This window comes from Lentzea sp. NPDC051208 (assembly GCF_040682435.1).
Lineage (GTDB): Bacteria > Actinomycetota > Actinomycetes > Mycobacteriales > Pseudonocardiaceae > Lentzea > Lentzea kristufekii.
In genome coordinates this window covers 22949-42622 of record NZ_JBFBAW010000030.1, presented here as the reverse complement: position 1 = coordinate 42622, position 19674 = coordinate 22949, and the positions used below count along the sequence as shown (strand labels likewise).

Sequence of the window (19674 nt, the reverse complement as noted above, 5' to 3'; positions counted from 1 at the left end):
TGCCCGAAAATCAGCAGAACACCTGGTCCAGCAGCCTGCGGTAGCCGTCGCCAGGGGTACCGCCGTCGGCGGCCTCGGTGAGCGACAGTTCGAGACGTTCGCCGTCCGGCGTGCCGACCATCATCGTCCCGTAGCCGTGGATCTGGCCGTCGTGGCCGTAGACCTTCGTGCCGCAGGGCAACGACGCAACCGCGAGGCCCAGACCGTAACCGGGGCTCACCGCCGACGTCTTCGTCAATTCCTGCTGCTGCGCGGGTTTGAGCAGCTTTCCGGCCAGCAGGGCCGTCAGGAACGTGTCCAGGTCGCGGGTCGTCGAGATCATCTCCCCCGCCGCCCAGCCCCACGACGGGCTGAGCCGCGTGACGTCCACGGGCTTGCCGGAGGCATCGGGGAAGTAACCGTGCGCGTGCGGGCCGGGCACCTCCACCGAGTTCCTGGGCAGCACGGTGTCCTTGAGCCGCAACGGCTTGATGATCCGCTGCTCGACCGCCTGCTGGTACGGCCTGCCGGTGACCTTCTCGATCAGCAGACCCGCCACGACGTAGTTCGCGTTGGAGTAGCTCCACTTCGTGCCGGGCTCGAAGTCCAGCGGCTTGCTCGTGGAGATCGCGAGCAGCTCCTGCGGCGTCCAGGTCTTGAAGCGGATCGCCGGGAACCCGGCCGGGTCGAGCGGCATCGAGTCCGTGTAGTTGTGGAGGCCGCTGGTGTGCTGCAACACCTGCCGGACGGTGATGCGGTCGTCGACCAGGCCGGGCAGGTGACGCGACACCGGCGCGTCCAGGCCGAGCTTCCCCTCCCCCGCGAGCTGCAGCACCACGGTCGACACGAACGGCTTGGTGACGCTGCCGGCGCGGAAGGTTCCGTTGTGCGGCACGGGTTTGCGCGAGCCCAGCTCGGCGACACCGGAGCGGACGGTGTCGCGCCCGTTGATCCGCGCCTGGATGCCCAGTGCGCCACCGGACGTCGTGAGCTGGTCGATGATCTCCTGCACGGCACCCTGCCGGGCCGGTGCCGCCGAAGCGACACCGGCCGTGGCGAGCAGGGTGGCCGCGGTGAGTGCGGCTACGAGTTTCATGATCAGCAGAACACCTCGGTCAGGAGCTTGGTGAAGGCGTCACCGGGGTCGCCCTGGGTGGGACCGCTGGTGGCGTTGAGCTCGAAGCGCTTCTTGCTGTCGGGCGTGGTCATCATCTCCGACGAGTAGCCGGGGATGCCGCCACCGTGACCCCACACCTTGGTGCCGCACGGCAGCGTCTGCACCTGCAGGCCGAGTCCGTACTCGGGGCTCACGGCCGTCGTCCTGCTGATCTCCTGCTGCTGCGCGGGCTTGAGCAGTTTGCCGCTCGACAACGCCGTGACGAACGTGTCCAGGTCGCGCGTCGTGGAGATCATCTCACCGGCCGCCCAGGCGACCGACGGGTTGATGCGGGTGATGTCGGACGGCTTGCCCGCGACGGTCCAGTAGGCGCGGGCGTGCGGGCCGCTGATGCCGGCCTTGTCGCCGGGCACCTCGGTGTCGTTGAGGCGCAACGGCTTCAGGATCCGCTGCTCGACGGCCTTCTCGTACGGCCTGCCGGTGATCTTCTCGATCAGCAGACCGGCGACGACGTAGTTGGTGTTGGAGTAGCTCCACTTCGTGCCGGGCTCGAAGTCGAGCGGCTTGGACGTCGAGAGCGCGAGGAGTTCCTGCGGTGACCAGCTCTTGTAGCGGATCTGCTCGAACTCCTCCGGGCTCAGCGGCAACGCGCCGGTGTAGTTGAAGAGCCCGCTCGTGTGCTGCAGGACCTGGCGGACGGTGATGCGGCCGTCGATCAGGCCGGGCAGGTAGCGGACGACCGGGGCGTCCAGGTCGATCTTGCCCTCGCCGGCGAGTTGCAGCGTCACCGTGGACACGAACGTCTTGGTGATGCTGCCGACGCGGAACCGGCCGTTCTGCGGCACCGGCCTGTCGCTGTTCAGTTCGGCCTTGCCGGAGCCGGCGGTGAAGCGCTGCCGCCCGTCCGTGACTCTGGCCTGCACGCCCAGGGCCGCCCCGCTCCGCGTGATCTGGTCCAGGGCCTGCTGGACGACCGCGCGGTCCACGCTCGACGTGTCCGCCGACGCGACTCCCGCGGTGGTCAGAGTCAGCAGGCTCGCTGCGGTGACTGTGGCTACCAATCGATTCCCCATACCCACACCCTGTCGATGCGGGGCATCAACCCGCATCCACCTTCAGTCGTACGAAGGCCCTAGGGGTTTGGCTGAGAAACATCAACAAAAGACGGCGTTCATGATCTTGTCGAAGCCCTCGCCGGGGTTGCCTTGGTCAGGTCCGGTGGTCGCGCTCATCGTCATGCGCTTGCGCGTGTCCGTGCTGGTGGCCATGGACGACAGGTAGCCGGGCGTGCCGCCGTTGTGGCCCACGACGGTGGTCCCGCAGCCCAGGGTCTCGACCTCCAGGCCCAGGCCGTAGTTCGGGCTGATGGCCGTGGTCTTGAGGAGTTCGCGCTGCTGAGCGGGTTTGAGCAGCTTGCCGTCGATGAGCGCGTCGACGAACGTGTCGAGGTCCTTCGTCGTCGACACGACGTGGCCGGCCACCCATGCGACAGAGGGGTTGAACCGCGTGATGTCGGACGGCTCTCCGTTGTAGCGCCAGTAGCCGTGCGCGTGCGGGCCGCGAATGTTCACGTCGCGGGTCGGCAGGTCGGTGTCGGTCAGCCGGAGCGGTGCGAGGATGCGCCGCTTGACCTCGTGCTCGAAGCTCCTGTCCGTGAGCTTCTCGATCAGCAGGCCGACGACGACGTAGTTCGTGTTGGAGTAGCTGAACCGCGTGCCCGGCTCGAAGTCCAGCGGCCTGCCGGTGGCGATCTGGACGATCTCCGCCGGCGTCCAGTGCCGGTACCGGATCGGCTCGAACACGTCCGGCTCCAGCTGCACGGTCTTGGTGAAGTTGTAGAGGCCGCTGGTGTGCTGGAGCAGGTCGCGGACGGTGATGCGGCTGTCGACCAGGCCCGGCAGGTAGCGCTCGACCGGCGCGTCCAGCACGACCTCGCCCTCACCGGCGAGCTGGAGCACGACGGTGGAGGCGAAGGTCTTCGTGATGCTGCCCGCGCGGAACTTCCCGTTGAGCGGAACGGGCCTGGTCGTGTTCAGCTCCGCCACGCCGGAACGGGCGGTGAACTGCTCCTTCCCGCTGGTGACGCGGATCTGGGTGCCGAGCGTGCCGGCCCTGATCCAGTCGTCCAGGCCTTCCTGGACGATCTTGCGGTCGGTACTCGCGAGCGCGGTGCCCCCGGTGACGAGCAGGCAGGCCGCGGTCAGGGCGACGATGGTCTTGATCCCCATGCCCGCACCCTGCCGCAGCCACGCGTGCGCTCACATCGGACCTGGGTCCGAGACCGCCTGAGGGGTTTCCCTGACGCCGTTCAGCAGAAGATCTCGTTGATCAGCTTGTCGTAGGCGTTCGTCGGGTCGCCCGTGCCGACACCGGCGCTGACGGACATCTCCGCCCGGCGCTTCAGGTCCGGTGTCGAGTAGGCGTAGCTCGCGAAGCCGGGCACGCCGCCGGGGTGGCCGATGATCGTGGTGCCGCACGGGGCCTTCTCCACGAAGACGCCGAGGCCGTAGTCGGTGCTCACCGGGGTCGTCTTCGTCAGTTCGGCCTGCTGGGCGGGCTTGAGCAGCTTGCCGGTGAGCAGTGCGGTGTAGAAGGTGTCGAGGTCCCTGGTGGTCGTGATGACGTCGCCGACCGCCCAGAAGACGGACGGGTTCCAGCGCGTGGTGTCGACCGGCTGCCCGTTCACGATCCCGTACGAGTGGGCGTGCGGGCCGCGGATCTCCGGGTCGTCGCCGGGGAACGTGGTCTCGTGCAGGCGCAGCGGCTTCAGGACGCGCTGGGCGACGACCTGCTCGTACTCCCGGCCGGTGACCTTCTCGATCAGCATGCCGAGGATGACGTAGTTGGTGTTGTTGTACTCCCATTTCGTGCCGGGCTCGAACTGCGGCGGCTTGCTCGTGGAGATCGCGACGAGCTCCTCCGGGCGCCACTGCCTGAACCGGATCTCCTCGAAGCCCTGCGGGTCGAACCGGAGCGCGTTCGTGTAGTTGAAGAGGCCCGCGGTCATCTGGAGCAGCTGGCGGACGGTGATCCGCTCGTCGATCAAACCGGGCAGGTAGCGGTCGACGGGAGCGTCCAGCGAGACCTTGCCCTCGCCTGCGAGCTGCAGCGTGACCGTCGAGGTGAAGGACTTGGTGATGCTGCCCGCGCGGAACCGGCCGTTGAGCGGGACCGGGCGCGGGTGGTTCATCTCAGCGGTGCCGGAACGCGCGGTGAAGCGGTTCCGGCCGTCCGTGACGCGCAGCTGGGTGCCTTGCGCGACACCCGTCGCGACGAGCTCGTCCAGCCCCTCCTGGACGATCCTGCGGTCGACCTGGGTGTCGTCGGCGACGGCGGTTCCGGTGAAGAGCAGGCTGAATGCGGCCAGAGTGGCGAGTAAGCGTGTCCCCATGCCTCCACAATGCTTCAGTACGGCCGTTTTGCTGCGTTCATGGCCGAAACGAGCATGGGACGCACTTTCGGCCAATGCACGTCCTTCTGGCAGGAGAACGGCGGCAGGAAGCCGCCGCACCTGCCGGAGCCGGCGCCGATCTCCCAGACGAAGCTCGGCACACCCAGGTCGTCGTAGACCCAGTCGTCGGTGGCTCCGGAGGCGTTGTAGAGCACCTCGCCCGGCTGGCCCGCCGTGAAGCCGGACAGCGCGGCCATGTCGTTCGCGATCTTGCGCAGGGCGGCGTCGTTGCCCGTCTTCTGCGTGCTCCAGCCCCACGGGAAGAGCACGTAGTCGCCGTAGCTGTGCATGGAGATCACGGCGCCGGTCGTGTCCGCGGAGGCGGCGGCGGTGTCGCCCGGTGCGCGGGTGTCGCGGTAGAGCTTGCGCCACAGCGACTCCAGCGCCTGCACCTCCACCTCGGAGTCGGCGCGCGTGCCGCGGTAGGTCTCGCTGCACTTGTTCGTGGACGAGCCGACCTCGCCCCAGTGCGAGCCCGCGTTGCGGTTGAGGTCGACGCCGCGCGAGCCGGAGGTGCACGTGCCGTTGGCGTTCTTGCGCTGCAGCACGGGCGAGTCGCCGCCGGACTCGACGATCTCGACGCCGTCCGGGTTGGCGATCGGGACGACCCAGACCTCCAGGTCGGCGAGCATCGCGGTGAGGTCGGAGGCGACCAGGTCGTCGATGAACCGCCACGCCATGTCGCCGGTGGTGATCTCGCGGGCGTGCAGCTGGCCCATCACGAACAGGCGCGGTTTCGGCGCGGTGGGCGTCAACGCGCAGTCACCTGGGCTCTTGCGGGTGATGCAGACGGCTTTCAGGTCGTACCCGCCGCTGCCCTGGGTCTTGCGCCAGGAGTCGCCGTAGTCGACGACGGTCGCTAGACCGGGGTGGGCTCGGGCGACCTCGTCGAGGTGGGCGAGATGCGCGGTGATCGTCCGGTACCCGCCGTAGTAGGTCGCGTCTCCGAGCGAGCGCGGCTCCCGCTGGGACGGTGGCATCGCCGTCTCGACGGTGGACTGGTAACCGTCGGAGCGGAGCTTCTGCGCGGTCCGCGGGTCGCCGACGACGAACAGGTCGGCGCCGTCGCGCTGTTCCAGCACGTCGTAACCCAGGCCCAGCAACCGTTGCGCGGAATCACCCAGCGGTGCCGGCACGCGCAGCACGTATGTCGCTTGTGGACCTTCCGCTGGAGCGGGCGCGGGACTGAGCAGGAGAGCGAGGCTGGCGAGCAGGGCGACGGCGGTCCGCATGATGGATGATCATCGGCCGTCCGGCCGATCGCCGCCACTCCGTTCGACCGACCGGATGATTACCGTCCGGTTCTTGGGACGTGGACGACCGCCACTTGGCGGGCTGTGACGAAAATCAATAACATCCTGTCTGGCATCGCAACGGTTGGTGTGCAGAGGCGGGAGAGCAGGCCATGGATCACCTGTACAACGACGATGTCGCCGAGATCTCCTTCCCCTGGCGCGGTTCGCCCGCGGACGACGACGAAGGGCTGGAGCCGACCGTCGTGCGCAGCGTGGACTGACGAAACTCAGAGCGTCTGCGCGGTCCTCAGCCGGTGGGCCAGCGCCGTGTGCCGGCGGCCCGCGCCGACCGTGCGGACGGCCTGGCCGATGGCCCTCTTGCTGCCCACGAGCACCACGAGCTTCTTCGCGCGCGTGACGGCGGTGTAGAGCAGGTTCCGTTGCAGCATCATCCACGCGCTGGTCGTGATCGGGATGACCACGCACGGGTACTCGCTGCCCTGGGAGCGGTGGATGGTCATCGCGTAGGCGTGGCTGAGCTCGTCCAGCTCGGAGAACTCGTAGTCGACCTCCTCGTCCTCGTCGGTGCGGATCGTCAGCTTCTGCTCGACCGGGTCGAGCGCGATGACGACGCCCAGGGTGCCGTTGAAGACGCCGTTGCGGCCCTTGTCGTAGTTGTTGCGGATCTGGGTGACCTTGTCGCCGAGCTTGAACACCCTGCCGCCGAAGCGCTTCTCCGGCAGGTTGTCGCGGGAGGGCGTGAGAGCCTCCTGGAGCACGGTGTTGAGCGCGCCCGCGCCGGCCGGGCCGCGGTGCATCGGGGCCAGGACCTGGATGTCCTTGCGCGGGTCGAGGCGGAACTTGCGCGGGATGCGGTTCGCGACGACGTCAACGGTCAGCGTGGCCGCGTCCTCGGCCTCGTCGGCGCTGAACAGGAAGAAGTCCGGGAGCCCCTGGACAATCGGGTAGTCACCGCTGTTGATGCGGTGGGCGTTCGTGACCACACCGGACTCCTGGGCCTGGCGGAAGATGTGCGTCAGGCGGACGTTCGGGATCGGGCTCCCCTGGGCCAGCACGTCCCTGAGCACCTCCCCCGCGCCGACGCTCGGCAGCTGGTCGACGTCGCCGACCAGGAGGAGGTGTGCGCCGGGCGGGACGGCCTTCACGAGCTTGTTGGCGAGCAACAGGTCCAGCATCGAGGCCTCGTCGACGACGACCAGGTCGGCGTCGAGCGGGTGGTCGCGGTCGTACGCCGCGTCGCCGCCGGGCTTGAGTTCGAGCAGGCGGTGGACGGTGCGGGCCTCGTGGCCGGTCAGCTCGGTGAGGCGCTTCGCGGCGCGTCCGGTCGGGGCGGCCAGGACGATCTTGGCGCGTTTCGCCTGGGCGAGGCGGACGATCGAGCGGACCGTGAAGCTCTTGCCGCAGCCGGGGCCGCCGGTCAGCACCGCGACCTTCTGCGTCAGGGCCAGCTTGACCGCCGCCGCCTGGTGTTCCTCGAGGTCGGTGCCGAGCCAGGCGAGGGCCTTGTCCCAGTCGACGCCCGCGAAGCTCGGCATCCGGTCGGTGTCCGCGTGCAGCAGGCGCTTGAGCTGCGCCGCCATCGAGATCTCGGCGCGGTGGAACGGGACCAGGTAGACGGCGATCTCGTCGTCCGGGAGCTCCTCGCGGACCACGCCCTCTTCCTCGACGAGTTCCGCCAGGCAGTCGATGACCAGGCCGGCGTCGACCTGGAGGATCTTGATGGCGTTCGCGATGAGGGCCTGTTCCGGCAGGTAGCAGTTGCCGTCGGTGGTGGCCTCGGAGAGCGTGAACTGCAGGCCGGCCTTGACGCGTTGCGGGCTGTCGTGCGGGATGCCGACGGCCTTCGCGATCACGTCGGCGGTCTTGAAGCCGATGCCCCAGACGTCGTTCGCGAGGCGGTAGGGCTCTTCCCTGACGACCTCGATGGCCTTGTCCCCGTACTGCTTGTAGACGCGGACGGCGAGGCTCGTGGAGACGCCGACGCCCTGCAGGAAGACCATGACCTCCTTGATGGCCTTCTGCTCCTCCCAGGCGTCCGCGATGAGCTTGGTGCGCTTGGGGCCGAGCTTCGGGACCTCGATGAGGCGTTCCGGGGAGTGCTCGATGACGTCCAGGGCGTCCACGCCGAAGTGGGTGACGATCTTGTCCGCGAGCACCGGGCCGATGCCCTTGATCAGGCCGGAGCCCAGGTAGCGGCGGATGCCCTGGATCGTCGCGGGCAGGATCGTCGTGTAGTCGTCGACGTGGAACTGCTTGCCGTACTGCGGGTGCGAGCCCCAGGTGCCGCGCATGCGGATCGACTCGCCCGGCTGGGCGCCGAGCAGCGCGCCGACGACCGTGACCAGGTCACCGCGGCCGGTGTCGACCTTGGCGACGGTGTAGCCGTTGTCCTCGTTGGCGTAGGTGATCCTCTCCAGGACCGCTTCGAGGACGTTCATGCCGAGAACCTACAACGCGGTCTGCACACGATCTTCACAAGTTGTCCCGGCGTCCTCCACGACATACCCATAAAGTCGCCGTCATGACAGGTCAGCGCAGGGTGCTCGTCGTGGAGGACGACATCACGATCGCCGAGTCCGTGGCCGTGCGGCTGCGGGCCGAGGGGTTCGTCGTGTCGGTGGCCCACGACGGGCCCTCCGGGGTCGCCCAGGCGGCCGCGTTCCTCCCTGACCTGGTCGTTCTCGACGTGATGCTGCCGGGGTTCGACGGGCTCGAGGTGTGCCGGCGGATCCAGGCGTCGCGTTCGGTGCCGGTGCTGATGCTGACCGCGCGGGGGGACGAGACCGATCTGCTGGTCGGGCTCGCCGTGGGGGCGGACGACTACCTGACGAAGCCGTTCTCGATGCGTGAACTGGCGGCACGGGTGCACGTGCTGCTGCGCCGGGTGTCGCGGGCGGCGTCGACGCAGTCGATGGAGCTGGGCGACCTGGTGATCGACCTGGCTTCGCGGCGGGTGTCGCGGTCCGGGGTCGAGGCGCACCTGACGCCGACCGAGTACGACCTGCTGGTGTTCCTGGCCGAGCGGCCGTCCGCCGTGCAGGCCAGGGAGCGGTTGCTGGCGGAGGCGTGCGGGTGGCACGAGGGAGCGTCGTCGCGGACGGTCGACAGCCACGTGAAGGCGCTGCGGCGCAAGCTCGGTGCCGACCTGATCCGGACCGTGCACGGAGTGGGGTACGCGCTGGAGGTCCCCGCCAAGAGGGTGTCTTCGTGAGGCGGTTGCTGGAACTGCTCGACATGCTGCCGCGTCCGCTGGACTCGGTGCGGTCGATCAAGCTGAAGCTCGGCATCGTGATCGTGGTGTCCGGGTGCGTCTCGTTCGCCTACTTCCGCTACGTGACCGGGTGGTTGCCGCCTCGCACGACGCTCATCGCGCTCGTGCTGGGGCTGCTGACCTCGCAGTTGCTGGCGCACGGCATGACCTCGCCGTTGCGGGAGATGACCTCTGCCGCCCGGTCGATGGCCTCCGGGGACTACTCGCGGTCGGTTCGCGCCACGTCGTCGGACGAGGTCGGGCAGCTGGCCGAGGCGTTCACGGTGATGGCCGCCGACCTCGCCGCCGCGGACCAGCAGCGGCGGGAGTTGATCGCGAACGTCTCGCACGAGCTGCGAACGCCGATCTCGGCGTTGCAGGCCGTGCTGGAGAACGTGGTCGACGGGGTGGCGGTGGCCGACGCGGCGACCATGCGGACCGCCCTGGCGCAGACCGAACGGCTCGGGCGGCTGGTCACGGAGCTGCTGGACCTGTCGAAGATCGATGCCGGGGTGCTGTCGCTGAACCGGGAGACGCTGTCCGTCTCGTCCCTGGTCGCCGACGTGGTGGCGGAGGCCGCGGTGGCCGCGCCCTCCGCCTCGTTCTCGATCGACGTCGCCGGGGACCTGACCGTTCTCGCCGATGGCGAGCGGCTGCACCAGGTGCTGGTGAACCTGGTGGACAACGCCGCCCGGCACGGACCCACCGGGGGGTTGGTGTCCGTGTCCGGGTACTCGACGGCTTCGTGCGTGGTGCTGGAGGTCCGGGACGAGGGGCCGGGAATCGCGCCGGCCGACCGGTCGCGGATCTTCGAGAGGTTCACCCGAGGGGAGAGGGCGGGCGGTGGCGGGACCGGGCTCGGGCTCGCCATCGCCCGGTGGGTGGTGGACCTGCACGGCGGGACGATCGCCGTGGTGGATCCCGGATCGTGCATCCGGGTGACTTTGCCCCGCTGACTTTCTGACTGACCTGTTCTGCCCGCACCCGCGATTGCCGGTGTGGCGGTGAAGCGCGCCCTTTCGGGCTTGGAGAGACATGACTGACGACAAGGCCGCCGGGCGGCCGAAGTACCGGAACTTCCGCAAGACCGGCTACCGGCCGGTGCCCGGGAGCGGGAAGCCGGCGGGCTCTGGGGGCTCGCCGGAACCCGAGGAGGCCGCTGAGACCGCGGACGCTCCGAAGACCGCCGAGGCCGCTGCAAGTCCCGAGGTCTCCAGGGTTTCCGAGAGCCCGGAGGGGCCGGAGAACAAGCCCGTCGCGGTCGAGGAGAAGCCCGAGCCCGTCGGGGTGCCCTCGCCTGCTCCAGTCGTCACCGCCACCCTGCCCCCGCCGCACCCGTGGCAGGGCCCGCCCCGCTACCCGGCGGCAGCCATGGCGGCCCCAGGGGTGCCGTTCATGCCCTGGTGGCGGCCACCCACGACCGGTGCGCCCGGCAAGGCCATGGCCGCGGGCCTGGTCGCGGGTCTGGGCGGCGCGTTCCTCGCCGTGCCGAACAACGGCATCGGCTGGTTCCTGGCGGGACTCGTGGGCGTCGGCGCGGTGCTGTTCTACGCGGGCAAGCCGACCGTCGAGCGGGCGTTGTGGCTGGCGGGCGCGCTGGCGTTCCTCGCGATGGGTTTCCTGCGGGCCGCGGAGTGGGTGTTCCCGCTGTCGCTGATGGCGTCGATGCTGTGCGGTTCGATCGCCATGGCCGGCGGCAAGACCGTGCGAGGGCTCGTGTTCGGTGCTCTGGGTGTCGGGCTGGGTGGGCTCCGGTCCATTCCGTGGGTTGCCAAGGGGTTTCGCAGGCGGGGGCCGATCGGGGTCCGGCCGTTCATCTCCGTCGGCGTGGCGCTGGTGCTGCTGCTGATCTTCGGGTCGTTGCTGGCCGGGGCGGACAAGGGGTTCAGCGACTTCCTCGAAGGCCTGGTGCCGGACCTCGAACTCGACACCTACGTGCAGAAGACGTTCTTCGGGGTCGTTGCGGCGCTGGGCGCTTTGGGCGCCTGCTATCTGGTGGCGGCGCCGCCCGAGATCGACGAGGACGCCGAGGTGAAGCCGGGGTCGTTGCGGCTCAAGGACTACGGGTTGCCCGTCGGTGTGCTCGTGTTGCTGTTCACCGGGTTCGTGGGGACGCAGCTCGCGGTTCTGTTCGGCGGCGAGGCCTACGTGATGAAGACGGCGGGCGTGACGTTCGCCGAATACGCGCGGACCGGGTTCTGGCAGTTGCTGTGGGTCGCCGTCCTCACGCTGGGTGTGATCGCCGGTGTCGCGCGGTTCGCCGTGAAGAAGACGAAGCAGGAACAGTTGTGGCTGCGCGTTCTGCTCGGTTCGCTGGCTGTTCTCACACTCGTCATCGTGGCGAGTGCCTTGAGCCGCATGTGGTTCTACCAGCAGGCGTACGGGTGGACGGTGCTGCGGCTGCTCGTGGCGTCGTGCGAGGTGTGGCTGGCGGTCGTGTACCTGATGGTGATCGCGAGCGGGATCTCGTTGCGCGCCAACTGGTTGCCCAAGGCGATCGTGGCCACCGGGGCCGCGTTCTTCCTCGCTGTGGTGACGATGAACCCCGAACGGGTGGTCGCCGACTACAACGTGTCGCGGTTCGAGGCGACGAAGAAGATCGACACGTACTACCTGTCGCAGTTGTCGGAGGACGCGGTGCCCGCGTTGGTCAGGTTGCCGGCACATGAACGCTCGTGTGCCTTGCGGTGGATGAAGAATCGCACCGTCGAGCAGGACTGGCGGGAGTGGAACCTCGCGCGCCACAACGCGAAGGCGTCACTCGAAAGTGTTGCGGTGACTGAGGTCACCTGTGAGGGTAGGTACTCACAAGAGAGGTAGTCCGTTACGTGGCTGTAAAGTTGTACAGCTACCGGTTGCCGAGAGGGTGAGAAGTGACGCTGACGTGACGATCGCGGCTGAACCCGTTGTCCTTCGATCGATGTTCACCGCAGGCGAGGCGCCCACACCGCGCACCCTCCTGGACATCCTGCGCGCGAGTGCCGACGAGCACCCGGACGCGCTGGCCGTCGACGACGGCACCACCGCGCTGACGTACCGCGCACTGATCACAGAAGTACTGGAACTCAAGCAAAAGCTCGCCGCCGAGGGCGTCGGGGTCGGCGACCGGGTCGGCATTCGCGTGCCGTCCGGCACGGTCGACCTCTACGTCTCGATCCTGGCGGCCCTCGCGGCCGGCGCGGCCTACGTGCCCGTCGACTTCGAGGACCCGGACGAGCGGGCCGAGCTCGTCTTCGGTGAGGCGCAGGTGGGTGCCGTGCTCGGCGAGGGCCGTTCCCTCGTGCGGCACGGCACCACGCTCGGCGCGCCCGGCGAACCGGGTCTCGACAACGACGCGTGGATCATCTTCACGTCCGGTTCGACCGGTAAGCCCAAGGGCGTCGCGGTGACGCACCGCAACGCCGCCGCGTTCGTGGACGCCGAGGCGCGCCTGTTCCTGCGGGACGAGCCGATCGGGCCGGACGACCGCGTGCTGGCCGGGCTCTCCGTGGCGTTCGACGCCTCCTGCGAGGAGATGTGGCTCGCGTGGCGCTACGGCGCCTGCCTGGTGCCCGCGCCGCGCTCGCTGGTGCGCACGGGCATGGACCTGGGCCCGTGGCTGGTCGAGCAGGAGATCACCGTCGTCTCCACGGTCCCGACGCTGGCCGCGCTGTGGCCCGTCGAGGCGCTGGACGACGTCCGGTTGCTGATCTTCGGGGGCGAGGCCTGCCCGCCCGAACTGGCCGAGCGGCTCGCCGTCGACGGCCGCGAGGTCTGGAACACCTACGGGCCGACGGAAGCGACGGTCGTGGCCTGTGCCGCGCAGATGACCGGCACCGGTCCCGTGCGCATCGGCCTGCCGCTGGACGGCTGGGAACTCGTCGTCGTGGACGCCCGTGGCGAGGTCGTGCCGATGGGCGAGTCCGGCGAACTGGTGATCGGCGGCGTCGGCCTGGCCCGCTACCTCGACGTCGAGAAGGACGCGCAGAAGTACGCGCCGCTGCCCTCGATGGGCTGGGACCGCGCGTACCGCAGCGGTGACATGGTCCGCGCCGAGCCGGAAGGCCTCGTCTTCCTCGGCCGCGCGGACGAGCAGATCAAGCTCGGCGGCCGCCGCATCGAGCTGGGCGAGGTCGACGCGGCGCTGGCCGCACTGCCCGGTGTCGCCGGTGCCGCCGCTGCCGTGCGCACGACGCGGGGCGGCAACCAGATCCTCGTCGGTTACGTGGTGACCGACGGCGAGTTCGACCAGGACGCGGCCGTCGAACAGCTGCGCGCCGAGCTGCCCGCGGCTCTCGTCCCGCTGATCGCCGTGGTCGAGACGCTGCCGACGCGCACGTCCGGCAAGGTCGACCGCGCCGCGCTGCCGTGGCCGCTCGAGTCGATGGACACCGCCGGAGTGGTGTTCTCCGGCCTCGAGGGCTGGCTCGCGGAGCAGTGGGCCGCGGTGCTCGGTTCCGGGCCCGCTTCCGAGGGCGCGAACTTCTTCGCGTCCGGCGGTAGCTCGCTGGGTGCCGCACAGCTGGTCTCGATGGTCCGCACGCGGTACCCGAGCACGTCGGTGTCGGACGTCTACCAGAACCCGACGCTGTACGAGCTGGCTCGCCGCCTGGAGTCGTACGGCGAGGCGGCCGAGGTGCACGAGGTCGCGCCGACGCCCCGCTGGACCGGCGTCGTCCAGACGCTGCTGATGATCCCCCTGCTGACGATTTCCGGCGCGCGCTGGGTCGTCGCGCTGACGGCCCTGTCGAACGTGCTGGGCTGGACGTCCGTGTCGTGGTGGTGGGTGGCCGCGGGGTTCGCGGTCTTCCTCAGCCCCGCCGGACGCCTCGCGATCGCCGCCGGCGGCGCGCGGTTGCTGCTGCGCGGCGTGAAGCCCGGCGAGTACCCGCGCGGCGGTTCCGTCCACCTGCGACTGTGGACCGCCGAGATGCTGGCGCAGATGTCGCGTGCCACCGAGCTTTCCGGCTCGTGGGTCACGCACTACGCGCGGGCGTTGGGCGCGAAGATCGGCCCCGGTGTCGACCTGCACTCGCTGCCGCCGGTCACGGGCATGCTGAAGGTCGGGCGCGGCGCCGCCGTCGAACCCGAGGTCGACCTGTCCGGCTGGTGGCTCGACGGCGACCGGCTGCGCATCGGCCGCATCCGGATCGGCGCGGGCGCGACGGTCGGTGCGCGCAGCACGCTGTTCCCCGGCGCGCGGATCGGCAAGAAGGCCGAAGTGGCACCCGGTTCGGGTGTCGTCAGGTCCGTGCCGACCGGCCAGCGCTGGTCCGGTGTGCCCGCCACCCGCGAGGGCAAGGCGGCGCGGTCGTTCCCGTCGCGCCGTCCGGAGCGGTCGCGCTTCTGGAACCTCATGTACGGCGTCTCGTCCGGACTGCTGGCCGCCCTGCCGCTGCTGGCGGCGGCCCCGGCCCTGCTCTACGTGCTGCGGCGGCCGGTCACCCTGACGTCGGCGCTCTGGGACGTTCCCGTCGCCTCGGCGATCTGGTTCGGCACGTACGCGCTGCTGATCCTGGTCTCGGTGCGGCTGCTGGGCATCGGCATGCGCGAGGGCCACTACCCCGTGCACAGCCGTGTCGCGTGGGCGGCGTGGACGACCGAGCGGTTGATGAACAACGCGCGCTCGGCCCTGTTCCCGCTGTACGCGTCGCTGTTCACGCCGGTGTGGCTGCGGCTGCTCGGCATGAAGGTCGGCCGCCACGTGGAGGCCTCGACCGTGGTCGCGCTGCCGAAGATGACGCGCGTGGGCGACGGGGCGTTCCTGGCCGACGACACGATGGTCGCGACGTACGAGCTCGGCGGTGGCTGGCTGCGCATCGCCACGGCCCGTGTGGGCAAGCGGGCGTTCCTGGGCAACTCGGGCATGACCGCGCCGGGCCGCAACGTCCCGAAGGGCGGGCTCGTCGGCGTGCTGTCGGCGGCTCCGAAGCGGGCCAAGGCCGGCTCGTCGTACCTGGGCATGCCGCCGATGAAGCTGCCGCGCGCCGCCGAGGTGTCGGACCAGTCGCGCACGTTCGACCCGCCCAAGCACCTGATGTGGGCGCGGGCGCTGGTCGAGCTGTGCCGGTTCGTCCCGGTGATGCTGAACGTCGCGCTGGTCGTGCTGGTGCTCTTCGCCCTGAAGGAGTTCGGGCTCTGGTGGTCCGGCGTCGTGCTGCTGGGTGCCGGTGTGGCCGCGTGCCTGGTGGCCGTCGTCGCCAAGTGGGCGCTCGTGGGCCGCTTCAAGGTGCGTGAGTACCCGCTGTGGTCGGCGTTCGTGTGGCGCAACGAGCTGGCGGACACGTTCGTCGAGGTCCTCGCGGTGCCGTGGCTCATCGGGTTCTCCGGTGGCACGCCGCTGATGAACCTGTGGCTGCGCTCGCTGGGCGCGTCGGTGGGCCGTGGCGCGTGGTGCGAGTCGTACTGGCTGCCCGAGGCCGACCTGGTGTCCCTGGGCGCCGGTGCGACGGTCAACCGCGGCTGTGTCGTGCAGACGCACCTGTTCCACGACCGGATCCTGCGGATGGACCGCGTCGAACTGGGCGCGGGATCTACTTTGGGCCCGCACGGCATCGTGCTGCCCGGGGTGTCCGTGGGCGAGCACACCACGATCGGACCCGCCTCGCTCGTCATGCGCGGAGAGGATGTACCGTCGGGAACCCGTTGGCTGGGCAACCCGATCTCCGCGTGGACATGAGCTTCTCCGTACACCATTACGCACTAGAGCTTGATTACAAGCCGTACTCCGCGCGTCTGTCCGGGCGCGCGGTGTTGCAGGCTTCCTGCACCTCGTTGTCGTCCTTCTCGTTGTCCTTCGGTCCGCTGCGGATCTCGAAGGTGCTGGTGAACGGCAAACCCGCGCGTTACGGGCACGCCGGCGGCGTTTTGAACATCCGTGCCGCCGTGCGAGGGGCTTTCTCGGTCGAGGTCCGCTACTCGGGCACGCCGGTGCCGATCTCGACGCCCGAGTGGGGCGACCTCGGCTGGGACCACCTCACCGACGGCTCGATCGTGGCGTCCCAGCCGATCGGGGCGCCGTCGTGGTTCCCGTGCCTGGACGAGCCGTCCTCGAAGGCCTCCTACCACCTGGAGGTGACGGCACCCTCGCCGTACACGGTGGTGTGCAACGGGGTGCTGGTGGACGGCAAGGTGTCCGGCAGCACGACGCGGTGGACGTACTCGATGGCCGCGCCGATGGCGACCTACCTGGCGACCGTCCAGATCGGACAGTACGTCGAGGCGCTGCCGAATGTGTGGGCGCCCGCCCGGCTGCGGCGGCTCGTGGCGCACGACTTCGGCCGGCAGGACGCGATGATCGAGCTTTTCTCGTCGTTGTTCGGGCCCTACCCGTTCGCGAAGTACTCGGTCGTGGTCACCGACGACGCGCTCGACGTTCCCGTTGAGGCGCAAGGCTTGTCGACGTTCGGGGCCAACCACGTCGACGGCCGTCGTGGTTCGGAACGGCTGGTGGCGCACGAGCTGGCGCACCAGTGGTTCGGCAACTCCGTCGGGATCGCCGCGTGGGAGCACATCTGGCTCAACGAGGGCTTCGCCTGCTACTCGGAGTGGATCTGGTCCGAGGCTTCCGGCGGCCGGTCCGCGGACGCCTGTGCTGCCGCCGCGCGGGATCTGCTGCGCCGGTTGCCGCAGAACCTGGTGATCGGACAGCCGCCGCGCGCGGACTGGTTCGACGACCGGGTCTACAAGCGCGGAGCGTTGACGTTGCACGCGTTGCGCCGCGAGATGGGCGACGACTCGTTCTTCGCGCTGCTGCGGGAGTGGTGCGCACGCAATCGGCACGGCGTGGTGACGACCGAGGACTTCCTCTCGCTGGCCGGACATCGGGAGCTGCTCGCCCGCTGGCTCTTCAAGCCCGAGCTGCCTCTGAGGTGAACCTCCACACCAGCGGCGGACGGCCTCCCTTGGGCAGTGCCGACGCGTGCTGGCTGGTGCGTTCGAGGCCTGGCACGCGGTCCATCGTGCGGCCGAGGTTCGCGGGATAGGGCCGGTCGCCGGTCAGGGACTCGGTCACGTCGAGCGCCTGCGCGGTGGTGAACTCGGGCCCGAGCAGGCCCGATGTGAACGCCACGTCCCGCCAGAGCTTGTCGGCCAGCAACGGCCGGCAGTCGGCGACGATCCGGTCGTGGTCGAACGCCAGCGCGGGCATGCCGTCCAGCCGGCTCCACACGGCCAGGTCGCCGCTCGGGCGGGTGACCGTGGCCCACAGCGCGATCGACAGGGTCGGCCCGCGCGGGTCACGCGACGGTTCGTCGAACGTGGCGAGCTGGCCGGTCGCCGTCAGGGACTGCTCGGCGAGACCCAGCTTGCCGGTGACGGCCCTGGCGGTCGCGTCGCGCAACCGCTCGCCCTTGCCCAGCAGGACACCGGGAAGCGCCAAGTCACCCGCGAACGGCTCCTGTGCGCGCGGTGCCACGCCCACGAGCACAGCGCGTGCGTCCGGATCAAACCGGAGCACGATCACGTCCACCGACACCAGCGTCGACTCGATCATGGCGTGAATTCTCCCGCACCGCGTAGTCGGTCCTGGACGGGCCCGTCCCGGTCACGAGCACCTCGACGTCGAGCAGATCCTCCAGGTACGCCACGGGATCGGGCATCTCCTCCAGCGCCGGAGTCGCGATCTTGAGCCCGCGGGCGTCCAGATGCGTCACAGCCAGCCCGTCGATGCCGCCGCAGCACTCCACGGCGTAGCGCAGCAGGGTGGCGTCCAGGTGCCCGGCCCGCCACGCGCCCTGGAACTCCCCCGTGCCGTTGTGCGCCTCGGGGAACCGGTCCACGACGGCCTGGTCCTCCGTCGGCAGCGGGCCCGCACCGTGCCGCGTCTGGTAGGTCCTGGTCACCCCGAGCACGCGGGCCCGGCGCCCGTTGAGCAGCGCCTTCGCGTTGCGCGGTGTGGTGGTGGACCAGGTCGTGTGCGGGTGGAACCCGTACGTCTCGTCGAGCAGGACGCCCTGTGCGCCCTCGAAGACGAGCCGTCCGGTGTCGGCGAGGCGCCCGGCCTCGTCGCCGGTCGTGATCCGGACGGCGTCCGCGAACGCGGCGTAGAGCCCTGCCAGTTCGCCGACGCCCGGGCCGGCGCCGATCAGCGGCTCGTAGAACCTGGCCAGTGCGTCCAGCTTGCGCCGGAGCACCGCCGGGTTCAGGCAGTCGCCGACGGTCGGGGCGGGACCCGGCTCGCCGAGCACCCGTTGCCCCTCGACCACGTCCCCCTCACTCGCCCCCGCGAGCAGCCCGTACCAGGCGGTCTCGCCGATCCCCTTCCCGCACGACCCGTGCCGGTCGCCGCCCCGTGCCCTCTCCCTGGCCCGGTTGGCGGCGACGTGGAACGGCGTGGTGAGCAGCGCGCCGGCGTCGACCGACATCAGCGAGAGCGGGTTCGCGACGCCGAGCGCCTCCAGTTCGCGCGACTCGGTGGCCAGCGCGATCGGTTCGACGAGCACGTACCGCGACAGCCAGGTCGGCACGCCCGCGAGCGTGCCCGACCCGAACTGGCTGAAGGTGTGGTGCCTGCCGCCGGCGATCACGTTGTGCGCGGCCTGCGCTCCCCCGTTGAACCGCACGACGGCCGACACCGGTCCGTCGGCGCACAACGCGTCGACGACAGCCCCCTTGCCCTCGTCGCCGAACCCCAGCCCGACGACGATCACGTGGTCGTTCATCAGCTCAGCGCCACGTCGTCGGGACCGTCGATGCCGAGCGGTGCGGCGACGACCGGCCGTGCGGCGTTGCCGACGGCGACCAGGGCCTTGCCGACGGCCTTGCTCTCCGCGACCGACCCGATCTCGGCGAGGTCCACCAGCGCCTGGTCGAGGTCGACCACGCGCTCCTCCATGCCGATCGTCGCCGCGATGAGCTCGCACACCGCGCCGGGGTCGTCCAGCTTGAGGAAGTTCTGCCCGAGGATCGCCCGCCAGTGGTCACCGATGCTGTCGTCGTTGTAGTACGACGACTGGTTGGGCAGGATGAAGTAGACGTTCCACTTGAGAGCGAGCTCCCGGTACACCGACACCGGGTCGATGTCCTGCTTCACGTCGTCACCGATGAACCGGCGGATGTGCTTGGCCTCCAGCCGCGGCTTGTTCAGCTCGTCGCCGATGATGAACAGATAGCCCTTCCGCCCGCGCTTCTGCCACGCGTCGGTGACCACGTGCCGCGCGACGAAGTACGCGGCCAGCTCGTAGGACTCGCTCTTCTGCCCGCCGCCGTTGCCTTCGAGGAAGATGTCCCGCAACTGCTCGTCCATGCGGTTGTCCGACTCGAACTGCCCGACCTGCAACGGCACTCGGTCGCTGTCGGCGTCCCCGATCCCGCCGAACATCAGCTGCGGATCGGCGAGATATCCCTTGCGCTGCAACAGCCCGTGCAACTTGCCGAGCTTGCCCTGCATGATCCGCGGCACCGCCCCCATCGACCCCGTCACGTCGAACAGCACCGCGATCGGTGTCGAGTCGGCGTGGTCGGGCGAATCCCGGCACTCGCGGTACGCGACGTTCAGCGGGTCGAGCGCCGGCGCGGCCTTCCAGCTCGACGAGGGTGCCGACTTGATCGAGGCGGTGTAGCCGAAGTCCGCGATCCCCTTGGCCGCGCGGAAGGTCTTCGCCGCCGCGTACGCGTTGTCATCCCACTTGCCGTGTCCCAT

General features: G+C 69.8%; 14 protein-coding genes. 5 read left to right on the top strand and 9 right to left on the bottom strand.

The features are described 5' to 3' along the window. Window positions 1-10 precede the first annotated feature (10 nt). The 6 genes from AB0M48_RS42125 to AB0M48_RS42100 all read right to left on the bottom strand — a co-directional run bounded on the left by AB0M48_RS42125 (window position 11) and on the right by AB0M48_RS42100 (window position 8241). Window positions 11-1075 (bottom strand): serine hydrolase domain-containing protein, encoded by a 1065-nt coding sequence (locus AB0M48_RS42125; RefSeq protein WP_363853891.1) that lies wholly within the window; start codon window positions 1073-1075, stop codon window positions 11-13. A 2-nt stretch (window positions 1076-1077) separates the two neighbouring features. After that, on the bottom strand, window positions 1078-2169 hold the full coding sequence (locus AB0M48_RS42120; RefSeq protein WP_363853888.1) for a serine hydrolase domain-containing protein: 1092 nt from the start codon (window positions 2167-2169) through the stop codon (window positions 1078-1080). 81 nt (window positions 2170-2250) lie between these two features. After that, window positions 2251-3324, bottom strand: coding sequence for a serine hydrolase domain-containing protein (locus AB0M48_RS42115; RefSeq protein ID WP_363853885.1), 1074 nt, complete (start codon window positions 3322-3324; stop codon window positions 2251-2253). Between the two features lie 80 nt (window positions 3325-3404). Further along, complete coding sequence (locus tag AB0M48_RS42110; RefSeq protein WP_363853882.1) at window positions 3405-4487, bottom strand: serine hydrolase domain-containing protein; 1083 nt, start codon at window positions 4485-4487, stop codon at window positions 3405-3407. 14 nt (window positions 4488-4501) lie between these two features. Next, window positions 4502-5779 (bottom strand): M14 family zinc carboxypeptidase, encoded by a 1278-nt coding sequence (locus AB0M48_RS42105; RefSeq protein WP_363853879.1) that lies wholly within the window; start codon window positions 5777-5779, stop codon window positions 4502-4504. Between the two features lie 290 nt (window positions 5780-6069). Continuing rightward, window positions 6070-8241, bottom strand: coding sequence for an ATP-dependent RecD-like DNA helicase (locus AB0M48_RS42100; protein ID WP_363853876.1), 2172 nt, complete (start codon window positions 8239-8241; stop codon window positions 6070-6072). Window positions 8242-8324: 83 nt separating this feature from the next. Between AB0M48_RS42100 and AB0M48_RS42095 the strand changes: the two genes are divergently transcribed. The 5 genes from AB0M48_RS42095 (at window position 8325) to AB0M48_RS42075 (ending at window position 16907) form a co-directional block, all read left to right on the top strand. Further along, on the top strand, window positions 8325-9014 hold the full coding sequence (locus AB0M48_RS42095) for a response regulator transcription factor (RefSeq protein WP_363853874.1): 690 nt from the start codon (window positions 8325-8327) through the stop codon (window positions 9012-9014). A gap of 23 nt (window positions 9015-9037) precedes the next feature. After that, window positions 9038-10009, top strand: a complete 972-nt coding sequence (locus AB0M48_RS42090; protein ID WP_363853968.1) for a HAMP domain-containing sensor histidine kinase — start codon at window positions 9038-9040, stop codon at window positions 10007-10009. Window positions 10010-10088: 79 nt separating this feature from the next. Next, complete coding sequence (locus AB0M48_RS42085; RefSeq protein ID WP_363853872.1) at window positions 10089-11873, top strand: DUF4153 domain-containing protein; 1785 nt, start codon at window positions 10089-10091, stop codon at window positions 11871-11873. Window positions 11874-11973: 100 nt separating this feature from the next. After that, entirely contained in the window at window positions 11974-15711 is a 3738-nt protein-coding gene (locus AB0M48_RS42080) for a Pls/PosA family non-ribosomal peptide synthetase (protein WP_363853869.1), read from the top strand. Continuing rightward, window positions 15708-16907, top strand: a complete 1200-nt coding sequence (locus AB0M48_RS42075) for a M1 family metallopeptidase (protein WP_363853866.1) — start codon at window positions 15708-15710, stop codon at window positions 16905-16907. The genes AB0M48_RS42080 and AB0M48_RS42075 overlap by 4 nt, the downstream gene beginning before the upstream one ends. Here the strand turns inward: AB0M48_RS42075 and AB0M48_RS42070 are convergent. From AB0M48_RS42070 to AB0M48_RS42060, 3 genes are read right to left on the bottom strand one after another with little or no spacing between them, the layout of a single operon-like run. Then, window positions 16882-17526 carry an NUDIX hydrolase gene (locus AB0M48_RS42070; RefSeq protein ID WP_363853863.1) on the bottom strand — a complete coding sequence of 215 codons (645 nt, stop codon included), beginning with the start codon at window positions 17524-17526 and terminating at the stop codon, window positions 16882-16884. The two genes, AB0M48_RS42075 and AB0M48_RS42070, sit on opposite strands and share 26 nt — an antisense overlap. Further along, window positions 17477-18694, bottom strand: a complete 1218-nt coding sequence (locus AB0M48_RS42065; RefSeq protein WP_363853860.1) for an adenylosuccinate synthetase — start codon at window positions 18692-18694, stop codon at window positions 17477-17479. The genes AB0M48_RS42070 and AB0M48_RS42065 overlap by 50 nt, the downstream gene beginning before the upstream one ends. After that, window positions 18694-19674, bottom strand: a complete 981-nt coding sequence (locus AB0M48_RS42060) for a hypothetical protein (protein WP_363853857.1) — start codon at window positions 19672-19674, stop codon at window positions 18694-18696. The genes AB0M48_RS42065 and AB0M48_RS42060 overlap by 1 nt, the downstream gene beginning before the upstream one ends.